We start from the raw sequence: 12,260 nt of genomic DNA on the forward strand, positions 1-12,260 counted from the left end.
TAGCCCTTGCTTTGCCTGCGCAAGTCGCTATCAATTCAGGAGCAACTGCTGGTGTGAAAACGAGGAGGCGTGAAATTTAAATCACGTTCTTCTCTACCAAGGCACGCCCTTCCACCAGCCGCTGCGCCGCCAGCGGTGACAAGTCCAGGCTGGTGTAGGCGCCTTCGGCAATCCACTCCGCCAGGCCGCGCCCCACCGCCGGCGACTGCTGCAACCCGTGCCCGCTGAAGCCATTGGCCAGCAGCAAATTCGGCAGGGTCGGGTGCGGCCCCAGCAGCGCGTTGTGGTCGTGCGTGTTGTATTCGTAGTACCCGGCCCAGGCGCGCTGCATGCGCACGGCCTCAAAGCCCGGTACGCGCTTGGCCAGCGTCAGCCAGGCCACATCAAAGAGGTCGTAGTCCACATCCAGCGGCACATCGTTGTGGTCTTGCGCCGGCGGCAGGCCGCAAATCCAGATGTCGCCTTCGGGCCGAAACCACAAACCGCCCGGGTCAATCACCAGCGGGCAGTCCGGCGTCTTCGCGGGGCTGGCAAATGCATACACGCAGCGCTTGCGCCCATACACCGGCAGATCTAGGCCTGTGCCGGCCAGCAGTGGCCGTGCCCATGCGCCTGCCGCATTCACGGCCCAGTCGCACGGAAGCTGCGCGCTGCCCATCAGCGTCACGGCGTTCACGCGGCCGTTGCCGTGGGCGAAGCCCGTGGCCTCGGCCTTCACATACTGCACACCCAGGCTGCGCGCCTTTTGCTTGAAGGCCATCAGCAAGCCATAACCATCAAACCAGCCTTCGCCCGTGAGGCCGAGCGACGCCAGCGCCAGGTCGTCCACCTGCAGCCACGCAAAGCGCTTCTGCAACTCGGAAGGCGTCATCAGCATCACATCGACACCGGCTGCGCGCTGTGTCGCGTGGTTCTCTTGCAGCGTGGCCGCGCCGGCTTCAGTGGCCAGGTACAAATAGCCGCGCTCGGTCAAACCGATGTCGGGCACATCACCATCGACCGCCAGGTGCTGTTGGATGTTGCGTAAAAAATCAATGCCGAATTGCGACACCGCAATGTTCACCGGCTGTGAAAACTGCTGGCGAATCGAGCTGGCCGACAGCGCCGAAGAGGCTTGCGTATAAGTGGGGTCACGCTCGACGACAGTGATGCTGCCGTCAAAACGTGGATGCGTTGCCAGAAAGTACGCGATGGCGCTGCCGATCACGCCACCGCCGACGATGACGATCTTTTGTTCGGATGTTGCGGGGTTCATGCTGCTGCTTCATTCATTACACAGTGGAAGCGCCTCATCCTACAGGCCAGCGCAAAACAGGGCGCTGTTGTCGCCGCACAGCGACAAATCCTGTAAAGCGCAGGTGTGTTGTGCAACGGTGTGTATGCCGGGTCAACAGTGCCGCATCCCATCCCGTTGAACACGGGCTACGTGATAACAATAATTCCCTCATCCATCCATTCAAAGGACTCTCTCATGAACAAATTGCTCGCTACTCTTATTGCTACCCTGTTTGTCGGCATTGCTTCTGCACAAACACCGGCACCTGTCGAATCGTCCACGCAAACCGCTCCGGTTGCCAGCAAGGCTGAAGCCAAGGCCGACAAGTCTGTGACGTCTGCTGTAAAAAAAGAAGCCAAGGTAGACGCCAAGGCCGATGCGAAAGTCGAAAAGGCAGAAGCCAAAGCTGCAGAGAAAACCGCGAAGGCAGATGCCAAGGCCGCTAAGGCCAAAGCAAAGGCCGAAGCCAAAGTTGAAAAGGCAGACGCTGACGACAAAGCCAAGGCCACCACCAAAGCCGAAAAGGCCACCACCAAGGCAGATGCCAAAGCAGCCGGCGTTGCCATCGATGCCAATGCCAAGGTTGATACCGTGAAGGCCAAAGCAGCTGCCGACAAGGCCAACGCTGCTGTCGACACCAGTGCAGTCAAGGCAGAAGCCAAGACCGACGTCAAGGCAGCCGGCACCAAGTAAGCGGCAACGCGGGCCATGTGCCCGCTGACATCGGCTGATCCAAAAAGACAGGCTGAGGCCTGTCTTTTTTTGCCTGTCTCCTTGTGACCGCACGCGTCGCAGCCCTTCCTTGTCCCTTGTCGGCGCATTCCGACTTTCCAGGGCTCCAGTGGCTGTCACTGAGGAGCCTCGCCTGCCTCGAGCATGGATCTTTTGACACCAGGAGAATCCCATGCACATCATTCTTGGCGGAACAGGACACGTCGGCTCGGCGCTGGTCAAACGCCTTATCGGCGCGGGCGAGCCCGTCACCCTCATCACCCACGACCCCAAAAAATCCGGCCGGGTCGGCAAGGCAAAAAACGACGTGCCCCAACGGGCGAAGGTCGCTGTTGCCGACGCCCACGATGTACCGTCGCTGCGCAAGGTCTTCCAGCAGGGCACGCGACTTTTTCTGCTTAATCCGCCGGCGGCTCCCTCCACCGACACCGATGCCGAAGAGCGCAGCACGGTGACGTCCATCATTGAGGCACTGCAAGGTACACGCTTCGAGAAGATCGTGGCCGAGTCCACCTATGGCGCGCAGCCCGTCCAGCGCGCGGGCGACCTGGGCATCCTTTACGACATGGAAAAGGCCCTGGACGCACAAGCTGTGCCCTTCAGCGTGATACGTGCGGCCTACTACATGAGCAACTGGGACGCGGCACTGAAGACCGCGCAGGAAGAAGGCGTGATCGACTCCATGTACCCCGTGGACTTCAAGCTGCCCATGGTGGCGCCGCAAGACCTGGGCGAACTCGCCGCCCGGCTGATGATGGAGCCCGCCGGTAAAACCGGCATCTTTTATGCCGAAGGCCCTGAGAAATACAGCCCAGGCGATGTGGCCGCAGCCTTTTCAGAAGCGCTGGACAAACCGGTCTCGGTGCGCGTTACGCCGCGCGAGAAGTGGGTAGAGGGCTTCAAGGCCATGGGCTTTTCGCCTGCTGCGGCCGAGTCCTATGCGGCCATGACAGAACTTACGCGGGACCATCCCTACACCGCCGATGCGCCCGTGCGCGGCCGCACCACGCTGCGTGCGTATGTGCGGGCGCTGGTGGACGGGCAGGGTGGCTAGCGCATCCAGGCCGGTCGGTGGGCTCAGCTCTACGGCTTGTTCACAAACTCAATCACCAGCCCTCGCTCTGTCACGGTGATGTGGTCTGGCTGCACGCCCATGCTGTTGGGCAATGCCAGGTCCTGCGGGTTGAGCGAGTGCAGCACGACGCCCTGCAGCGCCTGCTCGGCCAGCTGCGGGCCATAGCCTGACACCAGCATCGACGCCTGGGGCGGCAGACCCTCAAACTGCAAGGTGTTCACGCGCAGCTGGTGCGCGCGTATGGTCATGTCGCTGGCTTCGTAGCGCAGCGCAAAGTCCAGGTCAAAGGTGCCGGGGTAGGCGCGCTGCAATGCCGGGCCGGCGGCTTCCACCGCCATGGCGGCGCCCAGCCGGTTCTGTTCGGGCAGCAGGCGCAGCTGCGGTGCCTGCACGGTCATGTCCAGCAGGCCATTGGCGCGCTTGCGCACCGGAAAGCGTTTGGCAACTGCGTCCTGCAGCTGGGCCATGCTGACGGTGTAGCTGGGCTGGGCCTGTGCGACCGGCAGGGTGAAATACACAGCGCCACCAAGGCACAGCCGTGCGGTGGCGGCAAGAAGCAGTCTTCGTTTCATTCATCGTCCTTTCAGCCCAGGAATAGTGCGCCTGGCCTTCCGCCGCACATGTCATTCAAAAGCCCGTATCGGAGTCAGCGTTCAACCGACCGACCTGAAGCTGCCGGCACTAGCGGGGCACGATCCCATATTCCTGTATGGTCGGCCTGATGCGAATGCTTTTGACTTTTCTGCTGTTTCCAGCCGCCACGCTGGCGACGGCGCAACCCACCAAGGGCGAGCAGGATGCGTTGGCCCTGGCGATCAGGTCGCAGCGTGTCCTCAATGAATACGCCATCGGGGCCATGGAGCCCGAAGCCATGAAGTACGCCCAGCGGCTGCGGCTGACGCAGGCCGCGCTGGACGGGCAGCGCAAGCAGTGGCCTTCGGCGATTCAGGGTTCCGATCCATTCGAGCAATTCCGGCCTTGCAAAAATGCGCTTGAAACAGCGTCTTACCTTGCTGGGCTTTCGGGCAAGAAGGCCGTCAGTGCGCTCGACGACAAGGTGTTTCATGCCGGGAAAGACAAGCTGCAGAAGCTTCGCGCCGAGTGCGAGGCGCTCATCAATCGCGCCAACGCAGAGCGGTAAGCTGGCCTGCGGTTGAGCCGCCTTAGCGGCCCACCACTGACCAGCCGGCTTTCTGGTTGGTCTTGTCGTTCTCATACTCCCACGCCGTACCGCAGCGGTCGCACTTGTAGCGGGTGATGGTGATCAGCCCATGGCGACGGGTTTCATGGCGGGGGTCGCCCTGCACCAGTTCCGGGTGGCCCGGCGCCTTGCGCCAGTTGCGCTGGATGCCGGCGCACGAGTCGCACAGCTCCATCTTCTTGAGTTCTTGTTCGCGGTTCGGATCTTTGGCTTGGGTCATGGCGGTGCTCTGGCGTTGCAGGATGTACCCTATTGTCGCCCCAGGGGATGCGAAAGCGATTTGGCCTGCCGTTTCCAGTGGTCGCGGCAGCCAAAACACCCTGTGCGAAAAAGGGGCTTGACTTCGAGTGCGCTCGAAGTTTTACAGTCCCTTCATGACCACCGCAACCATTGGCTCCCCCACCGTCTCCTTAAGCATTGCCGAAGCCGCAGAAGCCTCGGGGCTGAGCGCCTACACGCTGCGCTATTACGAGCAGATCGGCCTCATCGCGCCCATCGACCGGCGCGGCGGCGCTCGCCGCTACAGCGATGCCGACATGCGCTGGCTCGACTTCCTGGTGCGTCTGCGCGCGACTGGCATGTCGATGCGCGACATGCAGCGCTATGCCCAGCTGCTGCGCAAAGGCAATACCGCCAGCAGTCTGGACGAGCGGCAAACCTTGCTGGAAGCGCACGCCGCACGGCTGGAGGCCGGCATCCGCAGCCAGCGCGAAACCCTGCAGTACATCCGCAAGAAGCTCGGCCTCTATGAAGAGCTGCGCGCCGTGCCGAAGCGCGCCTGAACCCATCCCTGTCTATCAACCCTTTCAACCAACCCTTCAACCCAACGCAAACACACCATGATCAAAACCCGCACCCTCGGCCGCAACGGCCCACAAGTCTCCGCCATCGGCCTCGGCTGCATGGGCATGAGCGACTTCTACAGCAACCGCGACGACGCCGAGTCCATCGCCACCCTTCACCACGCGCTGGACCGCGGCCTCAATTTCCTCGACACCGCCGACATCTACGGCCCGCACACCAATGAGCTGCTGATCGGCAAGGCCATCGCCGGCCGCCGCAAGGACGTGTTCATCGCCACCAAGTTCGGCATCACCCGAGATCCGAACAACGAAAGCGCCCGCGGCGTCAACGGCCGGCCCGAGTACGTCAAGGCCAGCTGCGACGCCAGCCTGCAGCGTCTGGGTATCGACCAGATCGACCTCTATTACCAGCACCGCGTCGACAAGACCGTGCCCATTGAAGACACCGTCGGCGCCATGGCCGAGCTGGTGAAAGCCGGTAAGGTGCGCTATCTGGGTTTGTCCGAAGCCTCGGCCGCCACGCTGGCGCGTGCCTGCAAGGTGCACCCCATCGCCGCGCTGCAGAGTGAATATTCGCTGTGGACGCGCGACCCCGAAGTCACCGGCGCCCTGGCCGCCTGCCGCGAGCACGGCGTGGCCCTTGTCCCCTATTCACCGCTGGGCCGCGGTTTCCTGACCGGCGCTTTCAGCAAGCCTGAAGACCTGCCTGCCGACGACTACCGCCGAAAGTTCTCGCCCCGCTTTGCCGAAGAAAACTTCAGGCGCAACCTGGCACTGGTCGATGTCGTCAAGCAGCTGGCAGCAACCAAAGGTATCACCGCATCGCAGGTCGCGCTGGCCTGGGTGCTGGCGCAGGGCGACGACATCATTCCCATCCCCGGCACCAAGCGCCGCAGCTACCTCGACCAGAACATCGCCGCACTCGACGTCACGCTGAGCCCGGCCGAGCTGGTCCAGCTCGACAAGGCCTTCCCGCCCGACGCCGCCGCCGGACTGCGCTACCCAGCGTCGTTTCTGGGTACGGTCAATGCGTGACACAGGCTGACATCCTTATGGGGGCAAGCCAGCGGGCTCCGCCTGCGCTGAGCCCGGGCCGTAGAGTTCTATTCCGTGAAGCGTCCCGGTTCTATGTTCCCTCTGGTCAAAAGTCCCTCGCCGCCTGATGATTCTGTAAGGCCGGTGCAGCGAAAATCCCGGAGTTGTTGTATCGTACAACAATACGATGTATCATTCAACGATACATTTGTATTTGCCTTGCTGTAGAAGGCCTGGCTTAACTTCATGGAGCTTCAGAATGGGAATCGCACTAACTTGTCCCCGCCGGTTGCTGGCGGCTGCTGTGGCTGTGACGCTTTCGGGTATGACGTCAGCTGCCGATTTACGGATCGGGTTCAAGGCCGAAGTCACTTCTGCCGATCCCCACGTTCTGGGCGCCGCCAATCGCAGCGTCTGGGTGAACGTCTACGACTCGCTGATTGGCCAGGATGAAAAACTGCGTCCCATTCCTCAGCTGGCCTTGTCCTGGAAGGCGATAGATGACAAACAATGGGAATTCAAGTTGCGACCCGGCGTCAAATTTCACAATGGTGAACCGATGACGGCGAACGACGTGAAGTTCTCGCTCGACAGGGCCAGGGCGCTGACCGGCCCCCGAACGTACAAGACCTACTTGAGGACGATCGACAGCGTCCGGGTGCAGGACCCGCTGACGGTCATCATCAAGACGAAAGAATCCGCACCCACGCTGCCTGAAAACGTGGGCATCGTGGCCATTCTCCCGAAAGGAAGCGGTGGGGAGATCAAGGAGTCGGACTTCGAGAGCGGAAAGGCGGCGGTGGGAACCGGTCCTTTCAAGTACGCAGGGCTCATTCCAAGCCAGCAAGTGACCATGACGCGCAATGACGCGTACTGGGGTACAAAACCGGCCTGGTCAAAAGTGACTTACCAATTCATCCCGAAAGAACCGGCGAGAGCGGCGGCAATGCTGGGCGGCAGTGTCGATGTCATTGACGGAGCTGCCGGCGGTTTGAGCGACACCTTGAAGAAGAGCGAAAAGGTGTCTGTGGTTTCCACAACGTCCTACATGTTCAACCACCTGCACATGGACCAGTTCCGCCAGGTTTCACCTTATGTCGCCGGTAATGACGGTAAACCGCTGGCCAGGAATCCGTTCCAGGACAAACGCGTGCGCCAGGCGATCGCGGTGGCCATTAACAGGGACGCCATTAACAAGTTCGTCATGAAAGGCGATGCGGAACCGGCGACGCAAATTGTTCCGGCCGGCTTCTTCGGGTACGAGCCTGCGCTCAAGCTTCAGCCCGGAGACACGGCGCGCGCCAAAGCCTTGCTGGCCGAGGCCGGCTACCCATCCGGATTCAGGGTGGTTTTGCATTGCACCAATGACCGGTACCTCAACGACGCACGGGTCTGCGAAGCAATCGCCCAGATGTTGACCCAGGTGGGAATAAAGACCGACGCAAGGACACTCCCCTACGCCAACTTCGTTACCCGGGCGACAAGCGGCGGGGCCGGCGGTGAGCCCGAGTTCAGCCTGGCCATGTTTGGCATTGGTGCGATCCTCGGTGATTCGCTGGAGCCGTACACCGCCGTTGTCCACACCTTTGACAAGGCCTTGGGTACAGGAGCCAACAACTACGGCCGGTACAGCAACAAGGAGTTTGACGCGGCGATCCGCTCCGCGTCAAAAACGCTGAATGAAAAGGAGCGCGAAGAGCTGCAGCGCACGGCCGCAAGGCTTGCCGCGGAGGATGTTGCCATCGTACCGGTGCATAACGCGAAGGCAGCATGGGGACTGCGCAAGGGCCTGAGCATGGTCCCGCGAAGTGACGGCTACACGGTAGCCAGCGGCATCAAGGACGCAGCTTCGAAGTAAAACAGATCAACGAATAGGGGTGAGGTGAGGGGGTCACCGGTGCTGGTGTCAGCACCGGTGGCGCGCCAATCCGAGCCGAACCAGGGTAATCAATGAAAGACTCGACGTTCAGCAATCTTGCTGTGGTGATTGAACGCAATGTGATGGTGCCGATGAGGGACGGTGTAAGGCTCTCGACCGATATATATCGCCCGAGACAAGAGGCGGGAGAAGAGCCGAAACCACTCCCGGTCATCATGGAGCGCACTCCCTATGGGAAGCACCTTGAAAGCCGCACAGAACGCGAACCGGGGAGCACGCGCCCCATGTCACGTGAAGAGGTGGCAACGTATTTTGTAGCCCAGGGCTATATCGTTGTGTACCAGGATTGCCGCGGCAGATACGGGTCCGAAGGAACATTCACGAAGTATCTGAGCGAGGCCAACGACGGCCATGACACCTGTGACTGGATCGTGCGGCAGCCCTGGTCCGACGGCAGGATTGGAACCAAGGGCCTTTCCTATGCGGCACATACGCAAATGGCTCTGGCGTCTACCGGCGCACCTGGCTTGCTGGCCATGTATGTCGACTCCGGGGGGTTTTCAAATGGCTATCAGAGCGGCATCCGGCAGGGGGGGGCATATGAGTTGAAGCAGGCCGCGTGGGCCGTTCTCTTTGCATCGAGCATTGCCCAGCGATCGGAAAATACGGCCGTCGCCAGCACCCTGAAGAATATCGACGTCGATGACTGGTTCAGAAGAATGCCATGGCGCCGTGGAAACTCACCGCTTTCGGAAGCACCGGAATATGAAGAGTTTCTCTTCGATCAATGGGAGCGTGGTACGTTCGATGCGTACTGGAAGCAGCCCGGAATTTATGCGGAGGGGTTCTACCATCACCTCAAGAATGTGGCGACAGTCCATATGTCTTCCTGGTATGACGTCTATACGCGCACCGCAGCCGAAAATTACGTCAGCCTCAAGAAAATCGGCGCTCCGGTAAAGCTCGTTTTTGGTCCGTGGGTGCACGGAAATAGGTGGCTGACCTATTCGGGCGATGTGGATTTCGGTGAAAAATCCACTTTTGGCCAACACGCTGCCGCAAGCTTTCTTGAGGCAAGGCTCAAATGGTTTGACCACTGGCTCAAAGGCCTTCCGGCCGCTGAAGACAACGCCACCGTGAGGCTGTTCGTGATGGGTGGCGGCTCCGGCAGAAAAAACAGCGAGGGGCGTCTTGACCACGGCGGAACCTGGCGCTCCGAGCAGGACTGGCCGATTCCGGATACGCGGTGGACGCCCTACCATCTTCACGTTGATCGTTCGCTGTCCCTCTCTCTTCCAGAAAGACATCACGGCGCGTTGGCGTACCGGTTTGACCCCAAAAATCCGGTTCCCACCTTGGGCGGCAGCGTGGTTTCACGTCCGCCCGGAATACTGGCTGGCGCATTTGACCAGACGACCGATGAGCGCTTCTTTGGTTGCGCAGAACCGTTTTACCCACTGACCGACCGTGAAGATGTGCTTGCCTTTTCGACCGAACCGCTGGTGGAGGATGTCGAGATTACAGGGCCGGTGGTGGCGAACTTGTGGATATCCTCCGACTGCCCGGACACGGATTTCACCGTCAAGCTGGTCGATGTGTATCCGCAAAGCGAAGACTACCCAAAGGGTTTCGCCATGAACCTCACCGACGGAATTCTGCGGGTGAGGTACAGGGACTCATGGGAGCACCCGGAATTGATGACGCCAGGAACGGTGTACCCCATCCGCATTGAGGCGTTTCCGACAAGCAACCTGTTCAAGGCGGGGCATCGCATCCGGGTAGACATTTCGAGCAGCAACTTCCCGCACTTTGACGTCAACCCGAACACCGGGGATCCTGAGGCGCAGGCAACGACGAGCAGAACGGCGCTCAACAAGGTGTACATGAGCAGCCAGCATCCATCGCATGTGGTGCTTCCAGTGATCCCGAAGCGTTCTCAATAACGGCTACAGCGCACCACGCCAGGTGCGCTGTCGCTAATCGGCAGAGGCGTCGGAGCGACGGTATCCGAGCTCAACCGAAAGGTCGTAGGCCGCCGCGCACAGCGGCTTGGCCAGCTTCTCCAGCCCTTTGGCCGTGATGCGGCTTGAAGGAATGGAGATCGCCATGGCGGCGATGACTTTTGATGTGCCGTCGCGCACCGGTGCCGCCACGGAAAGCACCTCATTCGTGATTTCGCCCAGGGAAGTGGCGTAACCCTGCTTGCGGATCTTGATCAGCTCCTCGTTCCATTTGGCGCGTTGAACGATGGTGTTGGGCGTGAACTTCTGAAAGTCCTGCGCGAAAAATTCGTTCAGAAACTCTGTGGGGGCATAGGCCAGCAGGACTTTGCCCGAAGCACCGCCATGAAGAGGCCGCCTCATGCCGACGGACCCGTGGATGCGCACATCGTGCGTAGAGTCCCATCGGGCCACAGAGACGGATTCAAAGCCGTCACGGACACGGATCTGGACAATCTCGTTGAATTTGCTGGCCAGCTGCTGAAGATACTTGCTGGCCTGCCTGACCAGGCTGACCTGTTCGTCGGCAGCCAACCCCACAAGCAATGCGTTGTAGCCGAGATGGTAAGTGGCCGCGTCACCCGATCGCTGCACGAAACCGCGCCGCTCCAGCGTGCTCAAAAGGCGGAACGCCCTGGCTTTGGTAATTTCAGATCTTTTGGAAAGCTCGGTCACGCCCAAGCCGGGGTTTTGTGCCACAAGCATCAATAAGCCGAGTGCCTCATCTACCGACGCTACGTTATAGTCCATTGCCTTTTTCTGCCGCTGAATTTCCACTCAGCGGGCGTGTTTGTCTTAGCGAAGCATTCTACCGTCAGGGCCCAGTACGACGACGTCGACAAAAGTCGAGCCCGAGTGATTCGTCGGAGAAAAGTTGATGGAGAATCCGCCGAGATTTAAATCCCTCAATGACTCCAGGGAACGTTTCAGTTTTGCGGAAGTGGGATTCGGTCCGGCGCGTTTCAGGCCTTCGGTCAGCACCTTGGCCGCAATGTAGCCTTCGGTCACTGCCAGGTTCAAATCAGACCCCGGGACGCCAAATTTCTTGTGGTCCTCCTGCATCTCCCTGATAAGTGTGGAAGTTTTGCTGGAGGGATCGGGCACCACCAGCGCTATGCCCAGCCCGTAGGCGGCCTGTTTGCCGATTCTTTTCACGACGGCGGCACCGTCGGTGACAGAAAGGGCGACGACAAACGCCGAACTTCCGCCCTGGCGAAAATTCTTGTAGAACTCGGCGGTTGCGGTACTCGTCGCCACGGAAATAACCGCGTCGGGTTTGGCCTTGAGAATCGTAGCGACCGCTTCACTGACATTGGTCGTGCCGTATTCGTAGCTTGCACTACCGGAGAGTTGAAGGTTCTTCCCCTTGATCGCGTGTAGAGCCCGGTCGTAACCTTCAATGCCAAACGGACTCTTCTCGTAGAGAACCGCGATGCGCTTGTGACCGATGATGTTCATGTGGGACACAATCTTTTGCACCTCCTGGGCATAGTTGGCGCGTGTGTGAAAAATCCAGGGGTTCACCGGTTGATGAAGCGACACGGCGCCCGTTCGTGGCCCTACCAAAGGGATGCCGGCCGCAGCCAGCACCTTCTCCTGAACCAGCGCTTCAACAGGCGCAGTTCCAGAAAATCCGATCAATGCAACAGGCTTTTCTTCCTGGATGATTTCCCGTGTTTTTTCCACTGAGTCCGGCCCGTCCGGTCCCCGGTCTTTGGTGACAAGTTTCAGTTTCGCCCCGTTAACGCCGCCCCGTTCGTTGATGACATCAAAATACAGTTGCACGCCCACCTTCACCTGGCTTGCCGCGGAATTCGGATCTTTAAGCTGGCCGATCTGGCCTATCACGATGTCTTGCGGAGCGGATGAGGCAACGACACAAACTGTTCCCAGAATGCCTGTACTGATCCAATGTTTAAGTGACATACCCATGCTTTCCAAAATGATGGAGCCTGTCTAAGGCGTTCCTGTTATCCATGACAAAAGCCCGCCGGAGGCGGGCTTTGCGTACCGGTTAGCTACGCCAGCTCCTGGCGCTCAGAAGTTGTGCTGAATGCCAACCCCGTAAACACGGATCACGTCATTGGCGACGCGGTTGTTGGGATCGTTCCGGTCGTAGAAGGCGTACAGCGAAGTGCGGTTGCTCATCTTGTAGGAATAGCCCGCCTGGAAACGCTTGAGCTTGGCCGCAGGATCGCTCTGCACATCCTTGCGGATGTAGTTGGCCATGACCTTGCTGCTGGGCGTGATGTCCCAGGA

Annotated in this window: 12 protein-coding genes and 1 pseudogene; 7 read left to right on the plus strand and 6 right to left on the minus strand. The window is 60.0% G+C overall.

Translation table 11 applies throughout. The features are described 5' to 3' along the window. Positions 1-76 precede the first annotated feature (76 nt). Entirely contained in the window at positions 77-1,255 is a 1,179-nt protein-coding gene (locus AC1DYR_RS22160) for an NAD(P)/FAD-dependent oxidoreductase (protein ID WP_477706972.1), read from the minus strand. Positions 1,256-1,471: 216 nt separating this feature from the next. Between AC1DYR_RS22160 and AC1DYR_RS22165 the strand changes: the two genes are divergently transcribed. Both AC1DYR_RS22165 and AC1DYR_RS22170 read left to right on the plus strand, forming a co-directional pair. After that, entirely contained in the window at positions 1,472-1,969 is a 498-nt protein-coding gene (locus AC1DYR_RS22165; RefSeq protein ID WP_477706973.1) for a hypothetical protein, read from the plus strand. 211 nt (positions 1,970-2,180) lie between these two features. Continuing rightward, positions 2,181-3,062, plus strand: coding sequence for an NmrA family NAD(P)-binding protein (locus tag AC1DYR_RS22170; protein WP_477706974.1), 882 nt, complete (start codon positions 2,181-2,183; stop codon positions 3,060-3,062). A gap of 29 nt (positions 3,063-3,091) precedes the next feature. Here the strand turns inward: AC1DYR_RS22170 and AC1DYR_RS22175 are convergent, their stop codons facing one another. After that, positions 3,092-3,655, minus strand: a complete 564-nt coding sequence (locus AC1DYR_RS22175) for a DUF1439 domain-containing protein (protein ID WP_477706975.1) — start codon at positions 3,653-3,655, stop codon at positions 3,092-3,094. 155 nt (positions 3,656-3,810) lie between these two features. On the opposite strand from AC1DYR_RS22175, the gene AC1DYR_RS22180 reads away from it, so the two are divergent. Continuing rightward, the gene (locus AC1DYR_RS22180) at positions 3,811-4,224 is read left to right on the plus strand and encodes a hypothetical protein (protein ID WP_477706976.1); all 414 of its coding nucleotides are present in this window, start codon (positions 3,811-3,813) and stop codon (positions 4,222-4,224) included. 22 nt (positions 4,225-4,246) lie between these two features. Here the strand turns inward: AC1DYR_RS22180 and AC1DYR_RS22185 are convergent, their stop codons facing one another. Further along, positions 4,247-4,504 carry a hypothetical protein gene (locus AC1DYR_RS22185; RefSeq protein ID WP_477706977.1) on the minus strand — a complete coding sequence of 86 codons (258 nt, stop codon included), beginning with the start codon at positions 4,502-4,504 and terminating at the stop codon, positions 4,247-4,249. A gap of 154 nt (positions 4,505-4,658) precedes the next feature. Between AC1DYR_RS22185 and AC1DYR_RS22190 the strand changes: the two genes are divergently transcribed. From AC1DYR_RS22190 to AC1DYR_RS22205, 4 genes are all read left to right on the plus strand, one after another. Beyond that, positions 4,659-5,066: a MerR family transcriptional regulator gene (locus AC1DYR_RS22190; protein ID WP_477706978.1), complete on the plus strand. Its 408-nt coding sequence runs from the start codon at positions 4,659-4,661 to the stop codon at positions 5,064-5,066. A 57-nt stretch (positions 5,067-5,123) separates the two neighbouring features. Further along, positions 5,124-6,122: an aldo/keto reductase gene (locus tag AC1DYR_RS22195; protein WP_477706979.1), complete on the plus strand. Its 999-nt coding sequence runs from the start codon at positions 5,124-5,126 to the stop codon at positions 6,120-6,122. Positions 6,123-6,426: 304 nt separating this feature from the next. Further along, positions 6,427-7,980, plus strand: coding sequence for an ABC transporter substrate-binding protein (locus AC1DYR_RS22200; RefSeq protein ID WP_477706980.1), 1,554 nt, complete (start codon positions 6,427-6,429; stop codon positions 7,978-7,980). A 92-nt stretch (positions 7,981-8,072) separates the two neighbouring features. After that, entirely contained in the window at positions 8,073-9,944 is a 1,872-nt protein-coding gene (locus AC1DYR_RS22205) for a CocE/NonD family hydrolase (RefSeq protein ID WP_477706981.1), read from the plus strand. Between the two features lie 33 nt (positions 9,945-9,977). Here the strand turns inward: AC1DYR_RS22205 and AC1DYR_RS22210 are convergent, their stop codons facing one another. From AC1DYR_RS22210 to AC1DYR_RS22220, 3 genes and pseudogenes are all read right to left on the minus strand, one after another. Continuing rightward, a complete protein-coding gene (locus AC1DYR_RS22210) occupies positions 9,978-10,751 on the minus strand; it encodes an IclR family transcriptional regulator (protein WP_477706982.1) in 774 nt (257 codons plus the stop codon). 45 nt (positions 10,752-10,796) lie between these two features. Further along, a complete protein-coding gene (locus AC1DYR_RS22215) occupies positions 10,797-11,927 on the minus strand; it encodes an ABC transporter substrate-binding protein (RefSeq protein WP_477706983.1) in 1,131 nt (376 codons plus the stop codon). Between the two features lie 111 nt (positions 11,928-12,038). Beyond that, positions 12,039-12,260: pseudogene (locus tag AC1DYR_RS22220) on the minus strand (porin); the annotation flags it as partial.

Source organism: Polaromonas sp. P1_F9 (assembly GCF_056405615.1).

What these genes read in the sequence shown, in the direction of transcription:
- AC1DYR_RS22160 (WP_477706972.1), bottom strand. Translation starts at nt 1,255, where the DNA reads ATGAACCCCGCAACATCCGAACAAAAGATCGTCATCGTCGGCGGTGGC.
- AC1DYR_RS22165 (WP_477706973.1), top strand. Translation starts at nt 1,472, where the DNA reads ATGAACAAATTGCTCGCTACTCTTATTGCTACCCTGTTTGTCGGCATT.
- AC1DYR_RS22170 (WP_477706974.1), top strand. Translation starts at nt 2,181, where the DNA reads ATGCACATCATTCTTGGCGGAACAGGACACGTCGGCTCGGCGCTGGTC.
- AC1DYR_RS22175 (WP_477706975.1), bottom strand. Translation starts at nt 3,655, where the DNA reads ATGAAACGAAGACTGCTTCTTGCCGCCACCGCACGGCTGTGCCTTGGT.
- AC1DYR_RS22180 (WP_477706976.1), top strand. Translation starts at nt 3,811, where the DNA reads ATGCTTTTGACTTTTCTGCTGTTTCCAGCCGCCACGCTGGCGACGGCG.
- AC1DYR_RS22185 (WP_477706977.1), bottom strand. Translation starts at nt 4,504, where the DNA reads ATGACCCAAGCCAAAGATCCGAACCGCGAACAAGAACTCAAGAAGATG.
- AC1DYR_RS22190 (WP_477706978.1), top strand. Translation starts at nt 4,659, where the DNA reads ATGACCACCGCAACCATTGGCTCCCCCACCGTCTCCTTAAGCATTGCC.
- AC1DYR_RS22195 (WP_477706979.1), top strand. Translation starts at nt 5,124, where the DNA reads ATGATCAAAACCCGCACCCTCGGCCGCAACGGCCCACAAGTCTCCGCC.
- AC1DYR_RS22205 (WP_477706981.1), top strand. Translation starts at nt 8,073, where the DNA reads ATGAAAGACTCGACGTTCAGCAATCTTGCTGTGGTGATTGAACGCAAT.
- AC1DYR_RS22210 (WP_477706982.1), bottom strand. Translation starts at nt 10,751, where the DNA reads ATGGACTATAACGTAGCGTCGGTAGATGAGGCACTCGGCTTATTGATG.
- AC1DYR_RS22215 (WP_477706983.1), bottom strand. Translation starts at nt 11,927, where the DNA reads ATGTCACTTAAACATTGGATCAGTACAGGCATTCTGGGAACAGTTTGT.